The organism is Leucobacter sp. cx-328 (assembly GCF_014530035.1).
Classification (GTDB): domain Bacteria; phylum Actinomycetota; class Actinomycetes; order Actinomycetales; family Microbacteriaceae; genus Leucobacter.
This window is the reverse complement of record NZ_JACVMX010000001.1, coordinates 42416-64592: the sequence shown is the minus strand read 5'-3', so window position 1 is coordinate 64592 and position 22177 is coordinate 42416. Positions and strand designations below refer to the sequence as shown.

Annotated in this window: 22 protein-coding genes; 11 read left to right on the top strand and 11 right to left on the bottom strand. The window is 59.6% G+C overall.

Translation table 11 applies throughout. From position 1 onward, the window contains the following. Positions 1-4: 4 nt before the first annotated feature. From ICL81_RS00265 to ICL81_RS00250, 4 genes are all read right to left on the bottom strand, one after another. Positions 5-898 carry a fumarylacetoacetate hydrolase family protein gene (locus ICL81_RS00265; RefSeq protein ID WP_188022968.1) on the bottom strand — a complete coding sequence of 298 codons (894 nt, stop codon included), beginning with the start codon at positions 896-898 and terminating at the stop codon, positions 5-7. A 19-nt stretch (positions 899-917) separates the two neighbouring features. Then, positions 918-2198 (bottom strand): aminotransferase class III-fold pyridoxal phosphate-dependent enzyme, encoded by a 1281-nt coding sequence (locus tag ICL81_RS00260; RefSeq protein ID WP_188022969.1) that lies wholly within the window; start codon positions 2196-2198, stop codon positions 918-920. Between the two features lie 19 nt (positions 2199-2217). Further along, positions 2218-3165 carry a C-terminal binding protein gene (locus tag ICL81_RS00255; protein ID WP_188033021.1) on the bottom strand — a complete coding sequence of 316 codons (948 nt, stop codon included), beginning with the start codon at positions 3163-3165 and terminating at the stop codon, positions 2218-2220. Positions 3166-3386: 221 nt separating this feature from the next. Next, positions 3387-5033: a helix-turn-helix domain-containing protein gene (locus ICL81_RS00250; RefSeq protein ID WP_353055369.1), complete on the bottom strand. Its 1647-nt coding sequence runs from the start codon at positions 5031-5033 to the stop codon at positions 3387-3389. A gap of 812 nt (positions 5034-5845) precedes the next feature. Between ICL81_RS00250 and ICL81_RS00245 the strand changes: the two genes are divergently transcribed. Continuing rightward, a complete protein-coding gene (locus ICL81_RS00245; protein WP_215394720.1) occupies positions 5846-6223 on the top strand; it encodes a hypothetical protein in 378 nt (125 codons plus the stop codon). Between the two features lie 133 nt (positions 6224-6356). Here ICL81_RS00245 and ICL81_RS00240 read toward each other — a convergent pair whose 3' ends face one another. From ICL81_RS00240 to ICL81_RS11870, 4 genes are all read right to left on the bottom strand, one after another. Beyond that, entirely contained in the window at positions 6357-6680 is a 324-nt protein-coding gene (locus ICL81_RS00240) for an Rv3654c family TadE-like protein (RefSeq protein WP_188022972.1), read from the bottom strand. Beyond that, positions 6677-7054: a TadE/TadG family type IV pilus assembly protein gene (locus ICL81_RS00235; RefSeq protein ID WP_188033020.1), complete on the bottom strand. Its 378-nt coding sequence runs from the start codon at positions 7052-7054 to the stop codon at positions 6677-6679. Before ICL81_RS00235 ends, ICL81_RS00240 begins: the two co-directional genes overlap by 4 nt. A gap of 8 nt (positions 7055-7062) precedes the next feature. Beyond that, positions 7063-7230, bottom strand: a complete 168-nt coding sequence (locus ICL81_RS00230; protein WP_188023037.1) for a DUF4244 domain-containing protein — start codon at positions 7228-7230, stop codon at positions 7063-7065. Between the two features lie 444 nt (positions 7231-7674). Then, positions 7675-7800 (bottom strand): hypothetical protein, encoded by a 126-nt coding sequence (locus ICL81_RS11870; protein ID WP_255498777.1) that lies wholly within the window; start codon positions 7798-7800, stop codon positions 7675-7677. Between the two features lie 439 nt (positions 7801-8239). Here ICL81_RS11870 and ICL81_RS00225 point away from each other — a divergent pair, with 439 nt between their 5' ends. The 7 genes from ICL81_RS00225 to ICL81_RS00195 all read left to right on the top strand — a co-directional run bounded on the left by ICL81_RS00225 (position 8240) and on the right by ICL81_RS00195 (position 15006). Continuing rightward, positions 8240-8614 (top strand): hypothetical protein, encoded by a 375-nt coding sequence (locus tag ICL81_RS00225; RefSeq protein ID WP_188022973.1) that lies wholly within the window; start codon positions 8240-8242, stop codon positions 8612-8614. A 350-nt stretch (positions 8615-8964) separates the two neighbouring features. Next, positions 8965-9381, top strand: coding sequence for a hypothetical protein (locus tag ICL81_RS00220; RefSeq protein WP_188022974.1), 417 nt, complete (start codon positions 8965-8967; stop codon positions 9379-9381). Positions 9382-9692: 311 nt separating this feature from the next. Continuing rightward, entirely contained in the window at positions 9693-10772 is a 1080-nt protein-coding gene (locus ICL81_RS00215; RefSeq protein WP_188033019.1) for an ABC transporter permease, read from the top strand. Then, positions 10769-11662, top strand: a complete 894-nt coding sequence (locus tag ICL81_RS00210) for an ABC transporter permease (RefSeq protein ID WP_188033018.1) — start codon at positions 10769-10771, stop codon at positions 11660-11662. The genes ICL81_RS00215 and ICL81_RS00210 overlap by 4 nt, the downstream gene beginning before the upstream one ends. Next, a complete protein-coding gene (locus ICL81_RS00205; RefSeq protein WP_188033017.1) occupies positions 11659-12450 on the top strand; it encodes an ABC transporter ATP-binding protein in 792 nt (263 codons plus the stop codon). Before ICL81_RS00210 ends, ICL81_RS00205 begins: the two co-directional genes overlap by 4 nt. Further along, positions 12447-13277, top strand: coding sequence for an ABC transporter ATP-binding protein (locus tag ICL81_RS00200; protein WP_188033016.1), 831 nt, complete (start codon positions 12447-12449; stop codon positions 13275-13277). Before ICL81_RS00205 ends, ICL81_RS00200 begins: the two co-directional genes overlap by 4 nt. 145 nt (positions 13278-13422) lie before the next feature. Then, on the top strand, positions 13423-15006 hold the full coding sequence (locus tag ICL81_RS00195; protein ID WP_188033015.1) for an ABC transporter substrate-binding protein: 1584 nt from the start codon (positions 13423-13425) through the stop codon (positions 15004-15006). Positions 15007-15135: 129 nt separating this feature from the next. Here the strand turns inward: ICL81_RS00195 and ICL81_RS00190 are convergent, their stop codons facing one another. After that, positions 15136-16494: an aminopeptidase C gene (locus ICL81_RS00190; RefSeq protein ID WP_188033014.1), complete on the bottom strand. Its 1359-nt coding sequence runs from the start codon at positions 16492-16494 to the stop codon at positions 15136-15138. A gap of 331 nt (positions 16495-16825) precedes the next feature. Here ICL81_RS00190 and ICL81_RS12100 point away from each other — a divergent pair, with 331 nt between their 5' ends. Both ICL81_RS12100 and ICL81_RS00180 read left to right on the top strand, forming a co-directional pair. Then, a complete protein-coding gene (locus tag ICL81_RS12100; RefSeq protein ID WP_188033013.1) occupies positions 16826-17455 on the top strand; it encodes a polymorphic toxin type 35 domain-containing protein in 630 nt (209 codons plus the stop codon). Positions 17456-17519: 64 nt separating this feature from the next. Next, positions 17520-17909 carry a hypothetical protein gene (locus ICL81_RS00180; RefSeq protein WP_188033012.1) on the top strand — a complete coding sequence of 130 codons (390 nt, stop codon included), beginning with the start codon at positions 17520-17522 and terminating at the stop codon, positions 17907-17909. A gap of 407 nt (positions 17910-18316) precedes the next feature. Here ICL81_RS00180 and ICL81_RS00175 read toward each other — a convergent pair whose 3' ends face one another. Next, entirely contained in the window at positions 18317-19324 is a 1008-nt protein-coding gene (locus ICL81_RS00175; RefSeq protein WP_188033011.1) for a CNNM domain-containing protein, read from the bottom strand. Next, complete coding sequence (locus ICL81_RS00170; protein WP_188033010.1) at positions 19321-20748, bottom strand: hemolysin family protein; 1428 nt, start codon at positions 20746-20748, stop codon at positions 19321-19323. Before ICL81_RS00170 ends, ICL81_RS00175 begins: the two co-directional genes overlap by 4 nt. Positions 20749-21153: 405 nt before the next feature. Here ICL81_RS00170 and ICL81_RS00165 point away from each other — a divergent pair, with 405 nt between their 5' ends. Continuing rightward, positions 21154-22005 carry a 3-hydroxyacyl-CoA dehydrogenase gene (locus ICL81_RS00165; protein WP_188033009.1) on the top strand — a complete coding sequence of 284 codons (852 nt, stop codon included), beginning with the start codon at positions 21154-21156 and terminating at the stop codon, positions 22003-22005. The last annotated feature ends 172 nt before the right edge of the window (positions 22006-22177 follow it).

Sequence of the window (22177 nt, the reverse complement as noted above, 5' to 3'; positions counted from 1 at the left end):
CGGATCAGACCGAGGCAACGCGGTTGCGCAATGTGCCAACGCGTTCGATTTCAATTTCGACGGTGTCACCAGGGGTGATCCAAACGGGCGGGGTACGCTTGGCACCAATCCCCTGTGGGGTACCCGTGGCGATCACATCCCCAGGTTCAAGCGTGAGGAAACTTGAGAGGTACGAAATGATCGTGGCGATCGGAAAGATTTGATGGCTCGTGTTCGAGCGCTGCATTTCAACGTCGTTCACACGCGTAACAAGTTCGAGCGTCTGTGGGTCGCCGATCTCATCGAGGGTCACGAGCGCCGGGCCCCATGGAGTTGATCCGTCGACTGCCTTGCCCGCTGTCCACTGTGTGCCGCGGTACTGCAGGTCACGTGCGGTGACATCGTTCAACGGCGCGAGGCCGGCAACGTAGTCGAGGGCGTCGTCTTCACTGACCATCGATGCTTTGCGCCCAATTACTACGGCGACTTCACCCTCAAAATCAAGATTGTCGCTGATCTCAGCACCGCGAATCTCGTCGAACGCGCCGATAAGCGTAGAGGCAAATTTCGTGAATATGTCGGGGAACTTGGGCAGCGCGCGACCTGTCTCGGCAACATGATCTTTGTAGTTAAGACCAACGCACAGCACTTTTGCCGGATCTGTCACCGGGCCAAGGAGTCCAACCTCAGAAATCAGGCCAACACGGGTACTAAGTTCGTTCGCGCTGGCGCTGACTAGGGCATCCCCGAATTCGGAGAGGCGATCTCCATAGACTAAAAGGAACTCTTTGACAGAGCTCGGTGCTCCGCGATCGGCTGCATCGCTGCTCGCGAGTAGCCGTTCAAGGTCATGAACGGTTGAGCCAATGAGTACTCCACCACGTGTTCCAGAGGTGTGAATGTAGGAAACAAGTTTCATTGTGTTCGTTGCTTTCTGATCAGACGCGGTCGGTGCCAGCGGCTACGGAGTTAACGGCATCAGCGAGTCGATCAGCAATGTCCGCGCAAACATTGCCGTCCATAGCTGTTGAGAGTGAGAGCAAGTTCGCTGGGGAGCCGAGCAGCCCACGTTCGTAGCTCGCCCACCAAAGGCGATGCTGCAACTCTTCGGTCATTTTTTCGGCCCCAGCGGGTACCGCGCGGAGCAAGGATCCGCGTCCGCGAACCTCCCATCCTGCATCAGTGATGCGCTTGCTGACGGTCTCGCGTACTGCGTCGCCGAGACTGTTCAGACGGGACACCTGCCCCTCGTCGTAGAGGCGCACAGCAACGGCTCCTGCGGCCATGCTCACTGGGTTGCCTGAGAACGTTCCACCATGCGGCAAGCTGCCCGCGCGGGTTGGATCGACTTGTGCCATTAGCTCGCCGCGACCAGCAACCGCACCGACTGGGAAGCCTCCGCCGATGAGCTTCCCGGTCGTAAGCAGATCGGGTGCCACACCATATTCGCCGCTCAAACCGTTGTACCCGAGGCGGAGACTGATCGTCTCATCGATGATCAGCACTATTCCGTGCTTGGTGGCGAGTTCGCGCGCTGCACGCACAAACTCTTCAGAGACGCTAATCAGGCCAGCCCTGTTCGGCAGGAGATCTAGGATGATTGCTGCGTACTCGTCAGGGGCCGATTCAATGGCCTGTGTCATGAACTCGATGTTGTTCAAAGGCACAGAGGTCACATCGTCAATGACCCCCTGCGGTACACCCTTGGTGTAAGCAGGTCCGCCTGGCACCAACGCGACGTCTGAGGTGCCGTGATACCCGCCCTTGGTGGCGATGATTTTGTCACGTCCGGTGGCGCCCCTTGCAATACGCAGCGCAGACATCACAGCTTCCGTACCGGAGTTCGTGAAGCGGACCTGGTCGAGTGATGGCAGCCGTTTCAGTAGAAGTTCAGCAAGCTCCCACTCCCAAAGGTTCGGAATGCCCCAACTGGAGCCTGCCGAGAGCGCTTTTATGGCGGCTTCTGTGATCTCAGGGTGTGCGTTCCCGTGGATTAGCGAAGTGAAGTTGTTGTTTGCATCGAAGAGTTCGCGTCCGCGATCGTCCCACACCCGGAACCCAGTGCCGCGAATCGCGTACGGACTAGGTTCTCCGGTGAAATAGGTCGACCGGCCGTAGCCGCCTGGCAGCAGGGGAAAGCCGCGCGGTCCGCGGCGAAGGTGTGGATCTTCCACCAGCACGTCATGAGCGCGGCGTTCGATGGCGGGGTTTGTATTCACGTCGTTAGCTCCCAGTTCTTCAATTCACGAGGTCGATCAGCGGCTTGCCAGTGAGTGCGCGGCGGACACGGTCGACCGCGCCCTCCTGCAGCGCACCCGTAGATCGGTTGGACCGCCACGCAATATGTGGTGTCAGGATCGTGTTCGGTGCATTTCGCAGCGGGTGTTCGGCGTCAAGCGGCTCCTGTGCGAACGTGTCGATTCCAGCACCAGCGATATGGCCGTTGATCAGTGCTTCAGCTAGCGCCACTTCGTCAACAAGTCCGCCGCGGGACACATTCACGATGACCGAGCCCCGGCGCATACGCGCAAGTACACTGCCCGAGACCAGGTTCCAGGTGCTATCAGTGAGAGGGAGATGAAGCGACACCACATCCGAGTTCTCAAGAATGTCGGTGAGGTCCGCAAGTTCGAATTCGCTCTCCGCAACAAACGGGTCGTAGGCGCGCACCTGAGCGCCTACCGCAGCGTACATGCGCGCAGCATGTGCACCGATGCGGCCAAGTCCTACAACACCTACTTCGAGTTGCGATAGCACAGGGGTGTCGTAGCCGATAATGCCGCCCCAAGCGAAATCACGAATCGCCTCATCACCTGCGGGAAGTCGTCGAGCAAGTGCCAGGCCCATTGAGAAGGCGTGCGAGGCGACTTCTTCTGAAGCAGTGCCAGGCACGATCGAGACGGGGATGCTCGATGCAGATGCGGCGTCAACGTCGATGTTGTCGTAGCCAATCCCGTATCGAATCACCGCCTTGCAACGCTTCATAGTGGGGAAATCGCTGGCCGTCAGTTTGGCGTAGGGCGTGATCATCACGACATCCGCATCGACGAGACTCTCGTGGAACGCCTCCTCATCGCTCGCGGCGACCAATTCGTAGTTGAGTTCTTCTGCGAGAGCGTGCTCGCGGTCGAGATCGGGGAAGTGGTGGGGCGCAACCAGGATGGTTCCCTGTCTTTCGCTGTTCATGTGCAGCATTCCTGTTCTCTTCTGTGACGAGTTTCATTCGCGGCCGAAACAATGTTCTGTTCGCGGGGCGTGTCTATTTCATCTCCCACCGGCGTGCTCGAAACGTCCCAGATCGGTACACCTGGAAGCGCAAAAATAGGCGTACCGCTGAGACCGTGGAAAGCACGGTCTCAGCGGTACGCCTATGCGGGAAGCTGCCTCAGCAGCGAATGCAGATCGAGTTAGAGGTCGAGACCCCGACTCCGGAAGAAGTCCATCCGTCGGTACAGCGTCGAGCGACCGATCTGCAGCATCGAAGCTGCAAGACGGCGGTTGCCTTTTGCCTCCCGCAGGGCGCTGCGCAGCTCGCTGTATTCGGCCTCTTCAAGTCGGGACAACCGCCCCGTCGAAACCACACGTTGGAACGAGATCGGCAGATCGTCCATTGTCGCCTCGACACCACGGGCACGTTCAACCGTGTTGATTACGACGGAGCGCAGCTGCTCGATGTTGCGCTCCCATTCAGAATTCATAAAGGCCGACAACGTTTTCCGTGAGATCGTCTTATCGCCGAGATCAGCAGCGATAGCGTTCGCCAAGAGCGGGATGTCCTCACGGCGATTACGCAGCGGAGCAATTTCGACCTCGAGAGCTCCACAAAACTCAGCAATGCGGAGAGTGGTGGGAGTTGCTCGATAGGCGGTAAGAATTACCTTCGTCGTTGGGTGCGCTCCAAGCGCACGCACGATATCAATCCCATCAAGCTGATTCAATTCGTCAGCATGGCCGATCACCAGTGTGTCAGGACTTGCTACGAGCGACTTTGTCACTTCTTCTGTCAACGACATCGAGCCGCTGCGGTGACGCGCGTCAACAAACACGCTGCTGCCGCGGAGAGCAGCGATAGCTCCGGCAAGTCGGCGTTTCCCTGTGCCGGCTTCACCTATGATGACCGCTGACCGGGACTGTTCAACTGCACGGGCAGCCATGCCGATCATCGCCTCGAACTCGTCGCTTGCACCTACAAAGCGTTGACGCAACTGAGTCAGAGCGAATGATTCTGGCTCAGTTTCTGGCATCACGTTTGCGCTCTTCATACGACGCAGTGTCCGCTGAACGCCTCGAGCCCGCACCGTCACGATAGCCCCAACGCTTGCACCTGGAAGCTGCACCGCAATCAGCGTCAGTTCAGCTAACCCAACACTCCCCAGCGTCGCCGTTACCGTGCTCGATCGGCCAGAAGACATGACGGATTTCGCATAGCCCTCGATGATTGCTAAGTCATTATCCTGAAGCTGCGAGATTGCAGTGGCATTCATCAGCGAATTCTTTCCGTCCATCGCGATGATCGGAGTATCACCTCGTCGTCGAGTCATCGTCAAGTACTGATCAAGTAATGCTCGCTCTTTTGAAGAGGTCCTGGTTGCGATTTCCTGTTCGATTCGAGAAGACACGCCCTCGAGCATGAGTAGCGTCGAACGGGGGTCCATTCGGGACAAACCTGCCGCTGGAAAGGTTAGCCCCACGACCGCACGTACTCGATTGTGGAATGGGTCTCTAATGAGAGAGCCAAAACACCAGTTCCCACGCATATCCTCGCGGAAATGTTCCTCAGGCGCGAGCCAGACGCCCCGCCCTTCCTCTAAAGCAAGACCCTCACCGTTACTGCCGCAGTTCTCCTCGAGCAGCAAATACCCTTCAGGAAAGCTGTCATCCGACCGTAAGAACTTTGGATGGATGAGAGCCCCGTTCGGAGCAGTCAGACTTACGTAGCCGCCAAGATCCGACGCAACCTCGTCGAGCTTGCGTAGGTGAGGTTCTGCAGCGCTAAGTGTGTACTCGTCGACTCGACCGGCATCGAACATGCCTCGATCGGTCGAACCGTCCACACCAGCGGCCCTGCTGCGGTACCAGGACCTTGCGATCAGCGGGCGCACCCCAGAAATCTCAGCATCTAACGCTTCCAGAATCGAGTCTCGCGCTCGATCCGCGGCTCGGATCTCATCTATGCGTCGGGCCGAAGCGACGATTAGGCCATTCATCGCGTACCTCCTGAATCTCCACACTGAGTGACGGAATATACGACGAAATTAACACAGAACCACTTCGCCCAGCTTTCTGGAAACATCGAAAACTGGACACGGCGATTAGCGAGACATCCAATTTGGCAGTTTGGTGAGGTGAAGGCTAGGTAGGCGATGAGAGCGGCTCTGCGGAAAGCCCAGGTTAGAGCGGGTACTACACCCCTGAGCTGCAGCGAGGCGGCGAGCATCGCATCTTGATCTTCGAGGTGCGGACAGTTGGGTGTACATGTTTCAACCGATGACGCACCATGCTTCTTTGGATGCTGAATTCTCAAGGCCCCGAATCCGGCTGCAACCGCTTGGGCAATGAAGCAAGATACCTGGCGATGGCCTCAACGACGGCAGGCGCAGCCGAGCGCGCAGCTAGAACTCGAAGCTGTCAAGCCGCAGGACGAAGCACCGCCTTGCGCTGTGCCAAACTGGTGAGATTACGAGGAGTGGGGGCCAACTTTGAAGACAGCAGCCAAGATCGTCGGCATCGCCGGTGGGGTGCTCTTTGTCGCGTTCGCAGTATTCCTTTCGCAGGGATTGCAAGGCTGGGGCTTGGCGCTGACGGTGCAACGGCTGCCTCACTCGAGACTTCTGGCCGGTGGGAGCGACTCCTGCCGTGGGGCCTGGTGTCTGGAATCCTAGGATTCACGTCGTTGATCGTTGCGCTGGTGTTCTGGATCGTCTCACGCGTGCTCGATGGAATGGTGATGCGGCCAGGCCCTGGCGGCCCTGCAACGGACGAAGCGGCGACTGCAGTGCTGGCGCTCAGCAGCCCCTCCCTGCAGATGGAGTGGCAGGACCCGGCGACGGTGAAGGTACAGGTCGTCAGTGTGAACCCGACGCAGGGCGTCGTCCTCGTATTGTCGCCGCTCCGAGTTGAGATGGACGTCCTGGTGTACCTCGACGAGGCCACCCGCAGGTACGGGTACGTGAGCGCGCTGGCCCAGAGCCTAGGATTTGGGGCGTCGTTCCAGAAGCAGTACGGCGTGGTCCGCCACGTGTAAAAGGGCCGTTATCTGACGCTCGACGGCGTCCAGGCCGTCGACTTCGACAGTCGCTTCGTGTACGACCGCATCGACGGCGCGATGAGGCGCCTCGGGTGGACGCGCGCAGGGCTGTACTAGACGCACGCCATAATCATGTCACCGGCTGGCCAGCACGCGCCGTCCCGTTGACCCCACCGAGGGCTGTCGGGATCCGCGCCCCTATTAATACGGATGCAGTGACCTCGTTCACAACGCATTCCGTGATCGAGGCACCGACTGCGGCGGCCACCGTTTGGGCGATGGCACACGGTTCTGCGTCGAGATAGCCAGCGAGGGCATCGGCTGCAGCGAGCGCAGCAGAGTCTGCAGCGCCGGCGGCGGCGGCCGCGGCGATGGAGTGGTGGGTGGCGGCGAGGATGATTCCGCCGCAGATGACGATCGCGGCCACGCAGCCGATCGCGATGGGGACGCTCATGAGTCACTTTCGATCACGGCTGCGCAGCCACGAGCAGTGAGGCGGATCGCCTGCAGCAGCCCGGAGCCAGGGCTCGTGATGGCTGTGACGCAGAGAATGCCTCCGCTCTGGCTGCGCTGAATACCGGGGTTCCCGGGGAACGAAGCGATGCGCGACTGGGCAAGCGCGGCATCGCCCCGCGCTTCGAGCCGCGCCACCTCGGCAGCGAGACTCGTGAGCCCGACGCGGTGTGCGGCGAGCGCTACCCCGCCGACCACCACGCCAAACACCAGCAGCACGAGCGGCAGCGTGATCGCGAGTTCGGCGGTCGCGCTCCCCCGCTCTTCGCGCAGCAGACACCGCAATCGGCACCGCAGCCGGACCAGCCGGCGCATCACGCTCCCTACCCGCCAGAGTTCAGCGCCCGCTGCACGAGGTTCATCAGGATCGCCTGCACCTCGCCAGACTGCATGATCAGAATGAGCAGGCCGGCGAATCCAACGGCTGCCATGATGATGAGCGCGTACTCCGCAGTCACGGCACCTCGCTCCTCTCGAAAGAGGCGACGCATCATATATAGGAACCGCAGCCGACGGATCGAGATGCGCCTGCACCAGTCAGGCAGGCGTCGCGGGTCGTCTCCCGAGCGTGGGACTGTAGTAATTGGCATGGTGGCCCTCCGGTGCGTATTGCTTCGGCGAGCGCCAGCCGGTGTTGGCCGGGCCTGCCCGAAGTCGATACAGCAATGGTGCGGGGCGCGGGTCCGCCACAGACACTTGTCCACACAGGACCGCGTACATCGGCAAAACTTCCCACTGAGCGCGGGTGTGAGCGACGCTCCCATCCAAACACTAAGTAAGCCGGAGGGATTCAGCGCCTCAAGCTGTGGTCGACAGGTCTACGAACAACCTTTTCGCCATGTTCAACGGAGACACATGATCTCTGCGGTTGAACACCACATTTCGCTAACCGAACTTATGCTGGTCGCAATTGCGCCCGGGAATCGACATATCGGTCATTCCTCCTGCGCAGCCGCTGTCAGCTCCATCATTTGCTGCGAGTACGTATTCGCGTCGATTTCTTCAGCATGATACTGGCGCATCAGTTCGTCAACCGCGGCTTGGAGTTCTTCGCGTTCCATGTGTCTTCTCCTTAATCGACATAGTTTTATCGGAAAGCAATAAAGCGTTGCCAAAGCTCTCTTCAAGTGGTCAAGACTCTATCTCGTCCTGATACTCGCACCAATGGTCCCCGTCATGATCACATTCAAGACGACAGAACATCCCGCCTAGTCTGTATCTCCCGTTGGGAAAATACAGCTTGTTGCACCATGAGTCCTGGCTTGTCATACCAATTACCTTTGCTTAATCATGCGGTAGTCGCGTTCACTCAGTGGCTGTCTCGCTTGACTTTCGTCCACCACTTTCTCGCAGCCTACCCGGCTCTGATACCAAAGCGGCTTGTCTCCATCTCGCTAGGATTAGGCTCACGTTTTATGGGAGAGGTTCATGATGAGCAATTTGGGTGGATATCAGGTAATCACAACCCTCATCAAGCGAGTTGGCGGGCCAAGGAACGCAATGAGATTAGCTGCAGCAACAGGTGGTGCCTTGCTAATTGCGGGCGGAGCGGCCCTCGCCGGTATCCAACAGGCCTCCCCCACTCTCAAGAAATACGCTGTGAAGCTGTTCGCGGTACGACGGGGACAGACTGAGTACGAGGGCACGCCTCTGACTTCAAGCTTCACGGTTGCAGTTGCGGCCGAGAGCGACCAAGGTGTGTCCTTCAACATCGGCGATACGTTCCGCGTACTGGAGCAAGACGCAGACGCGGTACTGATCGAGCTGATCGGCAACGACAACAACCCCTGGGTTATCTCTGCTGAGCTCTTGTCGGAGATCTCTAATTTCCCGCACGCTCCTGGAGACGAAGTCCATCACGACCAAATCGATTAGATAAAGCACCAAATCAGTTCAGACGTAGAGAAGATTACCGAGCAATGAGTGAACCAAGACTGTCCAACGCCGCACGCTTCATCGAGGCATATAACAGGGTTGACCGGCAGCTCGAAGAAAAGCAGTCTGACACCGACTACGTCTCCTTCTCGAAACGCGTGCGAGAAAGCAAACTTTTAGTGGCGCTTACTCGCGAGGCACTTCTCGAATATGCACAACTGCGCAACTTGATCCTTCACACATGAGGCTCACACACCGGGGATCCGATCGCGGATCCTAGAGACCGAGTCGTCGAGGCGTTTGAACGAATCGCGGACCAGCTCGAGAATCCACCTCGAGTCGCTTCGGTGATGTCGAGTCAACGAGTGAACGTGCTTGACGAAGCAAACGACTCTGCGGAGTTCCTCGACCTAGTGCGGGACTACAACTTCTCACAGGCTCCTGTTCGCATGAGCGATGGCGCTTTGGCACTAATCACCACGAACGCGGTAGCCCGCTGGCTTTCGTCCGAGTACAAGGCGTTCTCGGGAGCCGCCGTCGAACACGCTTCGCTTGGTGAGGTCATCAAATTCTCTGAAGCGGAGGATGAGATTCTCGTTCGCTCCCGCGAGATGACGGTGGTTCAGGCATGGCGCATATTCGCTGGGCTGGAAAATAACACCCCTCCTCATGCCCTAGTCATCACTCATTCAGGGAAGATGAGCGAGACCCCGCTCGCTCTCGTCGTACGTTCGGATCTTCCCGCGCTCCTGAAAGCGCTCCTTTAAACCCAGCTGACACGTCACCCCACCGGCCACCCGAATTTCGAAATGTTACGAATCGTATCCCTTTGGGACAAACCGCAGATAAATGACGTTTTCGGCACAAACTGGTCTCTTTTTCATCAAAGTCCCGATCATACGTGACAAATGTCTTGACCAAGCTGCGCTTATAAGGTTGCATGGTCAGCACCCAGCCCGCCTCAACGTCGAGTGCGAGCAGAAACGAAAGTGACTATGACGCAACGACGCGATCTCCACATCACCCATTCGCTCCCAACTTCTCCCCTGACCCCTGCGCACCGAATGTAGCCAGCACCATGGCAACTACGACCATCACCGATACGGGTGCGCAGCCACGGATCCAGCCGCCGAAGCTGCATCCCCTGCTGCGATACGTCCTGATTCGCCTCGGAATCAGCTTGCTCCTCATCTGGGGCGTTACCGTCGTCACATTCTTACTCACGAACTTGGTTCCCGCCGATCCGGTGCAGGCGATCCTCGGAGATCGCGCCTCGGCGGATCCCGAGAAGGTCGCCCAGGCCCGCCTCGATCTCGGCCTCGACCAGCCGCTCATCGTGCAGTACTGGACTTACCTCACGAACCTGCTGCACGGAGATCTCGGTGTCTCGAACCAGACCCGCATCCCCGTCACTGAGTCGATCGGCAAGGTGTTCCCTGCCTCGGCTGAGCTCGGTCTCGGCGCGATCGTGATCGCAATCTTCTTCGGCCTGCTGCTCGGCCTCCTCGCCGCGCTCCGCCACAACAAGCCGACCGACTACATCGTTCGCGCGTTCAGCCTCATTGGCATCTCGGCCCCGACCTTCTGGGTGGCGACCGTGAGCTACTACATCCTGTCGTTCAAGCTCGGCGTGATCAGTGGCGCTGGCCGCCTCGATCCGTGGGTCACTCCCCCGCCGCATGTGACGGGCATGTACACGATTGACTCGCTCATCGCTGGTGACTTTGAGACCTTCACGAACGCGATGCAGCACCTGCTGCTGCCGTCGTGCGTGCTCGCACTCTTCACGGTCGGCCTGCTCGCTCGCTTCAGCCGCTCGAGCGTGCTCGATGTCATGAACCTCGATTACGTGACCGCGGCGAAGGCAAAGGGCCTCCCCAGCGGTACCGTCACCTTCAAATACATCTTCCGCGGCGCACTCGTGCCGATCATCACGGTCGTCGGCCTCGCCTTCGGCTCGCTGTTGTCTGGCGCGGTCCTCACCGAGACGGTGTTTGCGTGGGGCGGCCTCGGTCAGTTCGCGTTCAGGGGCGCGACGGCGCTTGATCTCCCGGTCATCATGGGCGTCGGCCTCATCATCGGCATCATTTATATTTCCGTGAACTTCCTGGTCGATGTCATCTACGGCCTTGTCGACCCGAGAGTGAGGGTCAAATGACCACACCAAGCATCACCGAGGCGATCAACCTTGGCATCCGTCGCTGGCGTTGGCGCTTCCCGAAGTCGCTGCGCACCCCGCTCGGTATCGCGGGCACGATCATCCTCGTGTTCTGGATCCTCGTCTCGATCTTCGCCCCGCTCATCGCGCCGCATGATCCGCTCGCTCAGGTCTTCCCGCGCTTGACCGCACCCGGTGACGGAACCGTCCTCGGCACCGACAGCCTCGGCCGCGATATGCTCTCGCGCGTCATTATGGCTGCGCAGACGAGTCTCCCGGCAGCGTTGCTCGTGGTGTTCTGCTCGGCGCTCATCGGCTCTATTCTCGGCGCGATCGCTGGCTACTTTGGCAAGTGGGTCGATGAGACGATCATGCGATTGGCGGATCTCGTCTTCGCCTTCCCCACCATCATTCTCGCGATGGTCATCGCCGCATCGCTCGGCCCCGGCCTGAAGAACGCGATTATCGCGATCCTCATCGTGTCGTGGCCAGGCTACGCGCGAACAACTCGTGCGCTCGTCATGTCGGCGCGGAACAGCGAGTACGTGGTGGCCGGCCGACTCCTGGGCTTCAGCCCGTGGCGCTCGCTCTTCCGCGATATCTCCCCGAATGTCGTCTCGCCCGTTGTCGTGCTCGCGACGCTTGGCGTTGGCGAGGCGATCCTCACCATGGCTGGCCTGTCGTTCCTCGGCCTCGGCGTGGTTCCGCCGACTCCCGACTGGGGCGCGATGATCAGCGAGGGTGTCTCGCAGTTCAACTCGTGGTGGATCGCCCTCTTCCCCGGTATCTGCATTCTCACGGTGGTCATGGGCTTCAACTTCATTGGCGATAGCCTGCGTGATGCCCTTGATCCGCGCACTGCAAAGCAAGTTCAGGGGGCGAACGCATGAGTGTCATCAAGCTCACAGACCTCAACCTAGTTGTGGGTGACGGGCCGGGCGCGAATCACATTCTCCACGATGTGTCATTCACGCTCGAGGCCGGCACCATCACGGGCGTCGCTGGCGCGTCAGGCTCAGGCAAGACGCAGACCGGCATGGCGATCATGGGGCTCTCCCCCGATGGCGCCAAGCTCTCGGGCAGCATCGATTTCGACGGGCAAGAGCTCGTCGGCCTCGCTCCCAAGAAGCACAACGCCCTGCGCGGTAACCAGCTCGCGATGGTCTTCCAAGACCCGGCGTCGGCATTCCACCCGATGTTGTCCATCGGCCAGCAAGTGACTGACCACCTCCGACACCACGAGAAGATCAGCAAGAAAGAGGCGCTGCGGCGCGCAGCTGAGATGCTCGCGAAGACCCGGGTGCCAAACCCGGAAGAGGCGCTGAAGAAGTATCCGCACCAGTTCTCTGGCGGCCAGCTGCAGCGCATCGCGTTCGCCACCGCGGTCATCGCATCGCCCCGCGTGCTCATCGCTGATGAGCCGACGACCGCGCTCGACGTGACCGTCCAGGCCGGCGTGCTCAAGCTGCTGCGCGATCTCTGCGAGGAGTTCAACCTCGCAGTGCTCCTCGTAACGCACGACTTCGGCGTGCTGTCATCTGTCGCCGACAAGATCGTCGTCATGCAGCACGGCCGTGTGGTCGAGATCGGTGATCGCGAGTCGGTCATCATCACTCCGCAACACGAGTACACGCGCTCACTCATCGAATCACTTCCCGGAACGGAGCTCGCACGATGACCTCAGTCACTGTTATTGATCGCGCAGAACCGGCAGCTGCGGCCGAGCGCAAGCGGCTCCTCACCCTCACCGATGTCGAGTGCGAGTACAAACTCAATGGCGGCGGTCGCTTCCGCGCCGTGAACGGGGTCTCGCTCGAGCTCGGCGAGTCAGAGGTGCTCGGTCTCGTCGGCGAATCCGGCTGTGGCAAGTCCACACTCGCGAAGCTCATTTGCGGCCTCGAGAAGACGTCCGCTGGCGAGATCGACTTCGAAGGTACCGAGGTCAAGCCGCTCGGCTTCAAGAAGCGGAACGCGGCGATGATGGGCATCCAGATGGTGTTCCAGAACCCGTACGCTTCACTGAACCCGCGGCGAAAGATCCGCGCCCAGATCGAAGACGCGCTCGCGCTCGATCCGTCCGGGCGCTGGAGCGTCGAATCGCTCCTCGATGCGGTCGATCTGCCGGCGAACGCGGCCGATCGCTACCCGCACGCGTTCTCTGGCGGCCAACGCCAACGCGTCGCGATCGCTCGCGCACTCGCTGCCGGCCCCAAGGTGCTGATTGGTGACGAGCCAATCGCCTCGCTTGACGCATTTTTGCAGTCGCGGATCGCGAAGCTCATGCGCGATCTCGCGATTGAGTCGGGTGCGTCAATGATTTTCATTAGCCATGACTTGTCGGTTGTGCGAGAGATCGCCGACCGCGTGGCGGTGATGGAGGCCGGCAAGATCGTCGAGACCGGTCCCACAGAAACCATCTGGAACACTCCAGCTCACCCGTACACGAAGCGTCTACTCGGAGCGATTCCGATCGTCGACGGGAAGGGGGTCATTCCCGGGATCTGACGCCCGGACGGGTCGTGGGCGCTGAGTCACTCAGCCCCAAACTATGTTTCAGTTCGGAAACAGCTATTGATTTACCTTGATTTACCCTCACCAAGTTTCTATGGTGAGACCAACCTGCTTGATTCAACGAAGAAGAGAGTACGCAATGAAGCGGTATCCAAAAATTATTGTCTCGGCTGCAGCAATTACCTGCCTCGCAGCATCCATGACGGCCTGCAGCAGCGGCGACAAGGGTGGCGACGCATCGGGCGACAAGAAGGGTGGAGACACCCTCGTCGTACAGACGAGCTTCGACCTCATGACGATTGACCCGGCTCGCCAGTTCGAGTTCACCGGTTCGACGGTCGATGACGCGATCTACCAGACGGTGCTCAATTTCGACAACGGTGACTTCACCAAGCCGATCGACGGCCTGTGCTCGTACGACATCAGCGAAGACAACCTCGTCACGACCCTCACGTGCGAAGACACCGGCGCGAAGTTCTCGAACGGCGACCCCGTCACCGTTGACGACATCGTCTGGTCGTTCCAGCGACTTCAGGGCGTGCAGGGCAACCCCTCGTTCTACCTCGATGGCGTCACCATCGCGAAGGCCGACGAGAAGACCGTCACTCTCACGAGCGAGACCGCCAACCCCGCGATCCCGTACATTCTTCCGAACTCGAACCTCGGCATCCTCAACTCGAAGGTGGTCCAGGAAAACGGCGGCACGACCGATGAGTCTGACGGCGCCGAGCAGTTCCTCAACACGAACTCGCAGGGTTCAGGCCCGTACGTCATCGAGACCTACGAGCCAGACAGCCGCGTCGTGCTCACCTATAACGAGCACTACAACGGCCCCGAGCCCAAGTTCAAGCGCGTGGTCATGAACAACGTCTCGGCCGAGACCCAGCTCACCGACATTCAGTCGGGCCAGGCAAACGTCGTGCTCGATCTCAGCCCCGACCAGGTCGCGAGCCTCCCCGAGGGCTCGGTGCAGGTGTCGTCGGTTCCCTCGACGAAGACCATCTACATCTTCGCGAACGACAACCCCGAGGTCAGCGGCATCACCTCGAACGAAGACTTCCGTGAGGCACTGAGCTACGCGGTTGACTACGACAAGGTTCTCGAGCTCGCCGGTGAGGGCGCATCGCGTATGGCAAGTGTTGTCCCCAACGAGTTCCTCGGTGCAGTACCCGTGGACAAGGCTCCGGAACGCGATCTCGACAAGGTAAAGGCTGCGCTCGAGAAGGCCGGCTACAACGGCGAAGCGATCCCCTTCCACTACAACAGTGATTCGACCGTGCTCGGCGTGAACATCGCGCTCCTCGCAGAGTCGCTCCAGGCACACCTGAAGGAAGCCGGCATCAACATCGACCTCAAGCCCGCTCCCGCAGCGACCCAGCTCGATGGCTACCGCTCGGGCAAGCAGCCCATGGGTATTGGCAACTGGGGTGCAGACTTCCCGGACCCCACCAACTACCTCACTTTCACCCCCGGTGATGCAGTTTCGATGCGCGCAGGTTGGGTTGCTGAAACCGCTCCCGAGGTCATGGCACTGAAGGACGCAGCAGCGAAGGCGACCGGCGACGCTCGCGGCCCCGCATACGAGGCACTCTTCGAGGCAGCAGCCAAGACCGGCCCGTTCATCCCGCTCGTCCAGCCCGTACAGACCGTTGTCGTTGACAAGTCGATCACGAGCTTCGTTTCGAACGCAGACAACAGCTTCGAATTCGCAACCGCGAAGTAGCAGCTGACAAGGCAAAGCAACGGCCCCTCAGGATTCAGTTCCTGAGGGGCCGTTGCTATGCACCTGATGGGTCGCTGCCCTGCGGCCGAAACCCTGCGCGCGATAGTTTTTCAGCGCACAGGGGGCGGATCAGGCCAGGGCGCCCATCGGATCCCACGGATCAAGCACGATCGGATCTTCGGTCAGCGCAGCCTGAAGGTCGACGGGCAGTGAGTCCTTGTGCACGACCACTTCGAAGACGTACTCGTCAAACCATGAGTCATCCATGGTGCAGAAGCCCTTGTCGAACTTCTCCGAGCCCCAGCTGTTTTCGACGCGCCACCTGCGGGTCGATCCGCCAACCAAATCAACTCCGGTGAACAGCATCGCGTGCGTCATCGCCGAGTCGCCGTAGCGGACACGATCTTCTTTGGTCGTCGTGAGATCGACGCCGTAGGTAGCCGAGTAATTGATGAGGCCGGCCGACCAGATGCCCTGCTTCGCCTCCATCTGTGGGTCGACATCACAGCCGAACCAGACGGGCTCACCAGCGACGATACTCGCAGCAGCGAGACGCTTCATGGTGCCGGTGTCCGTGTTCAGGTAGCGCACGGGGCGACCACCGACGACGTTACCGAGGTGCGCGACAGTGAGGGCACGGCCTTTGGGGTGCTCAGCGCGCGGGTCATCGACGAGGCACACGTAGTCACCCAGGTCGATGTCAGTGAAGGTCGCGAGGAAGGACTGCGGGGTGAAGGTTCCGCCAGCGTGGAATTCACGCTCGTCGTCGTTCCACTGCCATTCAAAACTACGCGGCGGGACGCCAAGGTGGATCGTGAGGATGCGGTGGGTGTCTTGCAGAATCGAGTCCTTGAGCGCAGACACCTCCGCGTCACTCGCGCCGCTATTGACGGCCTGGCGCAGCAGGCGCGCGCCCTTGCGGAGCAGCGTGCGCAGCGAGGTGTTCATCGCCCCCGTGCACGACGACGACTCGGTCTCTGGCATGAGCTCCTTCGGCACGACACCGTGCTTCTGGAAGATCGAGACTTCCATGTCCCACTGGCCGCCGTCGTCCGCAACGCTCGCCAGCAAGAATGAAACCGTGCGGTCATTCGGGGTGCGATCGGCGAGACCGATCATGTCTTCGAGGAAGTAGTTCGCGCGCTCAATCTTGTCCCAGTACATCGCGTGATTCTGGCTGAACTCAAAGTCCTTGAGCTTCAGCTTCTTACGCGCATCGGCGCGCAACAGATTCAGCGCGGCGAAGAGCCAGCAGCGACCCGACTTCTTCTGGTCGGCGGCCTTCCAATCGTCGAGCCGATTCGACATGCTCAGCTGTACGCCGAGCAAGCGCTCACGGTCGAGCGCCACTTCATCGATCGGGGAACGCGTGACCGCGTTCATTGCGAGCTTCGCCGTCGGGTCTGCCGCAAAGGCGGCGTCCCACTTTGCGAGTTTCGCGCTCGTCACAGGGCCAGGAATACGTGGTGCATCATTGCCGTTCCGCATGGGGCGAGGCTACCAGCTTGGGTACGGAAAGGTAAGGGCTTGGCGGGGTTCTCCGTGGACAGAATCGACCATCGCGCGGCAGATGTGATTCAGATACAGCCAGTTCCTGTTTCGGGCGGAATGCGTCGTTAGTTTTACAGGGGGGCAAACCCAACTCAGGCCTCCGGGGGCGCCTGAGTATTCATCGTTAGGAACGAATAGTGACGCCCCAATCCATTGTCTTAGGAAGACTTCGAAACGCCTTGTCATGGCAACTTCCTAATTCCTGCCACCACCAGATTGAGCTCACACGCAGCTCGTTTACGCGCCGAGCGAGGCAGTGGGTCGAAGCATGAAACAACCGGTCTTTGGAAACAAGATCTGGAAGACTGTTGCGCTTTCAGTCGTCATTGGCCTTTCACTCTCGAGCAGCGAAATCGCGCCAGCACGTGCTTCTGCCGTCATCGCATATTCGATTGCAGGGTCACCTTCCTCAGTGTCAGATTCTCGGACAACTTCCGAGAACAGATACCTGCAAAGACACGCAGCCAGCGTCACTCTCCAGGACAGACAGAGCCTCAACCAGAAGCGCCCACAAACCCCTTCAAACTCGGCTGCACACAAGGCAAGACCGGCGTTCTGGGGCATCTTGGTCACACTCCTGAGGCAGGGCAGCAGGGTAATTGCTCAGGCCGCAAAGAAAACGTCTGTGCAACGCGGTGCTAAGAAGTTCCTACTCCAACAAAACTCAAACAAGTGGAGACACATCATGAGTTCGAAGCATCGTTGGAGCGTAGTCGGCGCCCATTCAAAAGCAATTGTTGCAACCTTGATGGCAAGAACTATGGCAACTGGCCGACATAGCCTGTATAAGGGAAATCCAAGCGTTGGAGTCGCCACAATGAGATACAGGGGTCAGAACATATCCGTAACTTACGATTTGCGTTCCAGAAAGGTCAGCAATGGGTGGGTCCACAGATAGCAGGCAGCTGCGGCGCGAGATTGGACTCCTCAGGATTCCACAAGCGCTAACGATTGCAATGCGAATGTCCATCGACTCTGTAGTCGCAGTACTTGAGTCCGACGTAGCGCCGAAGCATCCCGAAGCCTGCGACACATTCGTAACCGCATGGCTTGAAGCTCTTGATCCAATTGAGCGTCTCGCGGCTGCGAATAAGACTCTGCCGATGTATCTTCTTGAGCTGTACTGGCTGCCCCAGGCTGCTGACAAGGCCTCGAAACGCCTACTCGAATCCGCTGCCTTAGCGATGAAGCATTTTGAGGGCATGTTGTCCGACTTCCAGCTCACCGCTGAGATTCCAGAGTCGTCGCTTCGCCCCAAACAGGCGGCTAATCTCTCGAAACTTGGTGAGTCAGAAGTCAGAGCGCTCGGAGATCGACTCAGCGCCGCCAGTCGGGAAATTGTCATCGAATAGGCAACACGATGGCCTGTTTCGTGTGAGAGCAAGAGCTTGAGAGTAAGTGTTGGGCGGCCTCAGTGAGGGAAATGATAGAGGCAGCCCAGCACCTGCACCTGGCTCTCGATAATGTTCTCGAGTACCGACGATGCGGTGCGGGAAGAGAATGAATTGTTGGATGGCTATGCGGATCTGCCGACGGCTCTTCGCAATCGCTGATGCCGCGGTTGCCTACGCTCAGTTTGCTCTGTCGACGTGGCTCATCAGGGGCACGATCCGCCCCACCATTCCAACGCTTCTCCCGAGGCGCACCGTCCCCCTCGCGATACACCCACAGAGATTCGCGATCTCACTGCACTGCGGTATCGCCTCACGGCTGCCGCGTTCGCGGGGTGATGCACCACATCACCCCGCCCCGCTATTCCTTAGTTCTCGAGATTGCCAGGCAAGATCTCGCGCAGCAGGTCATCAAGGGTGACGACGCCGACGAGTCGATCCGCCTCAGTGACAACTGCCAGCTGCTCTCGGGCCTTCCGCATCTGCACGAGCGCGTCATAGGCAGAGATCTCTGCGGCAAGCACGACCGGCTGGCGGGCGATACTCGCGGCAGGAGCCTCGGGATCTACCGTAAGCGAGTCACGCACGTGGGCGACCTGGCAATCAGGGCCGGTGCCAAGCAGAATGCGCAGGTGGCCTGATGCAGCGGCAGCCGCCTGCATCTCGCGTACCGACGCGGTGAGCGGCACAGCGGTCGGGCGCTGGTCGTCACCGATCACGTCGCGCACGGTGAGCGTTGCCAGCGAGATCGTGTGCGCAATCGGCTCAGCAAACTGCACATCAAGCGCGCCGGCTGCGCGCGAGTGCGCCACGAGCTGCCTGATCGTATCTGCGTCTTGCCCGCCAACGGCTGCCTTCTCTACGGGTTCAACACCCGATGCCTGCACCAGCTTGTTTGCGATGCGGTTGATCCACAGCAGGAACGGTCGAAGCGGCCAGGTCATGGCACGCGCCGTGATCGCGGTTGCCTTCGCTGCGGTCTCCGGGTGCGCGATGGCCCACGACTTCGGCGCCATCTCACCAATCACGAGGTGCAGGAAGGTAACGAAGATCAGCGCCAGCATAAACGCGGTAATGTCTGCGGCAACCGCGGGAATGCCCCACTGGATGAACACTGGCGCGAGCGCGTAGTCAATCGCTGGCTTGGTAATCGCACCGAGCAAGAACGTACAGATCGTGATGCCCAGCTGGGCAAACGCGAGGAGCACGGTGAGTTCGTTCATACTGCGCAGGGCAGCACGCGCGGATCGGCTCTGGTCAGCCTCAGCCTCCAGCCGATGGCGACGAGCAGCCAGCAGGGCGAACTCAACAATCACGAAGAAGGCACTCGCAATAATCAGCGCGACTGTAATAAGTGTGACAAGCCACCAACTCATCGAGACACCTCCTCATCTTCAGCATCAACATTCGGCGCGGCAGCACTCGACTCCGCAGCACTCGACGACTCATCATCCGCGTTCTCATGGAGTTCAACGATGACGAGCGCTGGCACGTGACGTTCCACCTCGGTCACCTGGATCTCGAGCCAGCGATCGACCTGCACGCCTTGCGCAATCTCGGCAGGCTTCGCGGGCAGGGTGATCCGCACCCGTGTGCCAACGGGCACGAGGTCACCGTGCTCACGAAGGAGCAGCCCAGCAACGGTTTCGTCACTATCGATTTCGAGGTCGTGCCCGATCAGGCGCTCAACCTCGTCAAGGTGCACCTCACCAGCGAGCTGCCACGCATTCGCGCCAACCGCGAGTGCGGGTTCGGCATCGGTGTCGTGTTCGTCAGAGAGTTCGCCGATCACTTCCTCGGTGAGGTCTTCAACGGTCAAAATACCGTCGAAGGTGCCGTACTCGTCAATCACACAAACGAGCTCATTGTCGGTGTCTCGCATCCGCTGCAATGCCAGCGGCAAGCGCATCGCGTTCGGAACAATCACCACAGGACGCATCACTTCGGTGACTGAAGCCTCGGCCGCGTGATCGCCGCGCAGCACATCGATAAGTTCAACGAGTCCGACTGGCTCATCCTTTTCGCCCACGACTGGGTACCGGGTATGACCGGTGGCCATCAATGCGCGGATCTCTCCCACAGTGGTGTGCGCGGGCACCGCATCAACGCGGGAGCGCGGAACCATCGCGTGCTCCACATCGCGCTGCGGGAAGTCGAGAATGCGGTCAAACACATTCGAGAGGTCGGCCGACAGGTGGCCACTTCGACGGGACTCGTCAATGATCGCTTCGAGATCGCTAGAGGTTGCGCTCTCGTCAACGTCTTCGAGCGGCTCGATACGCAGCATCTTCAGCAACAGGTTTGCTGCCTTGTCGAAGATGGTGATGAGCCAACCAAAGAGCAGCAAGTAGATACGTGTCGGAACCGCAAGGGCACGAGCCAGTTTCTCTGGGCTCGCGATCGCGAGGTTCTTCGGGTACAGCTCACCAAAAATCATGGTGACGATGGTCGCGAGTACGAGCGCGGCAGCGGTGCCGATGAGCACCGATACGACGGGGTCGATTCCGACACCGCCCAGCAGCGTGCCAAGCGATTCACCGATCAGCGGTTCGGCAACGTAACCGATCATCAGGCCGGTCACCGTGATGCCGAGCTGGGCGCCAGACAGCATGAACGACGTGCGCTTGGTGATCGCGAGCACTCGTTGTGCTTGTGCGTCACCCTTCTCGGCAAGCGCGGTCATACGTGACCGGTCTACCGACATGTAGGCAAACTCTTGGGCGACGAAGAAGCCGCAGGCCACGATGATGGCAAGTGTCAGGAGCACTCCCAGCAGGAGCGTCAGAGCCGCAACAATCAATTGATCTCACCCCCTCGGAAAACGAGGGGGTCGGGAGATCGACCCTCCTGGTCAGAGGATGAACTTCGATGGCTCACAGTGTTCCTTCACGTGGGTCAAGTTGCAGTTCTCACCACCATACATTTACGAAGACTCGAGATCGCTTTGAAAAAGCTGAAAGTCCGCCTGCTACTGCCACACATCGAGGTCATGATAGCTACAGGAAATTTGGCTTTGCAAGGGGTGAAAACTGGGTTTACTTGTACAAAAGACACAACAATGAAAAACCTGGCAAATTTCCGAAGCTTTACATACACTGATCAGGTAATTCTGCGAGAATCTAGGTATCGCCAAGGTCGTTGCCATCCAACGCCGGCGTAGCGTCTCGGCGCACCCACCGAGATGCGACAACATCTTGGAGGAAGTATGCAGAATCTCACCGTCCTCGGCACCGGAGTGCTCGGGTCACAGATCATTTTCCAGTCGGCATACGCGGGTAAGACCGTCGTCGCCTACGACATCAACGATGACATCTTGGCAAAGCTTCCCGCTCGGTGGGAGCAGCTCAAGGCCGCGTACCTGCGTGACGTTCCCGGCGCCACCCCAGAGAAGCTCGCTGCGGCTGAGGCGCGGATCCGCCCCTCGTCTGATCTCGCAGACGCCGTTGGCGATGCCGACCTCATTATTGAGGCAGTGCCCGAGCGTCTCGACATTAAGCAGCAGACCTGGGAGAAGGTGAGCAAGGTTGCTCCGGCGAAGACCATTTTCGCGACCAACTCGTCGACGCTGCTGCCGAGCGATATTGCGCCATTCACCGATCGCCCGGCGAAGTTCCTTGCCATGCACTTCGCGAACCAGATCTGGAAGTTCAACACGTGCGAAATCATGGAGCACCCCGGCACTGACGCCGATATCTTCGAGGCCGCAGTTGGCTTCGCAGTTGAGATCGGCATGGAGCCGGTGCGCATCCATAAGGAGCAGCCGGGCTACGTGCTCAACAGCTTGCTTGTCCCGTTCCTTGACGCGGCAGCACAGCTCCTCGTGCGCGGCGTCGCAAGCGTCGAAGACATCGACAAGACCTGGCGCATCTCGACCGGTGCTCCGATGGGCCCGTTCCAGATTTACGACGTTGTCGGTATGAACACTCCCTACAACCTGTCGAAGGACAGCGCTGACCCTGAGAAGCGTCAGTTTGCTGAGCTCATCAAGAAGGAGTACATCGATAAGGGCTACCTTGGCATCGCGACCGGTCGTGGCTTCTACGACTACAGCAAGTAATCACGCGCGCATGTTGCGCTGATCGCAAGGCAATGAAGGCCCGGGCTCATCACGAGTCCGGGCCTTCCGGTGTTCCCGCCCGTCAACGGCCCCACGTCCGTAACCTTTCGTTTGCCATTGCGCAACCTCACATCCCTACGCTGAATAACCGCGTGCGGTCATGAGCTGCCTG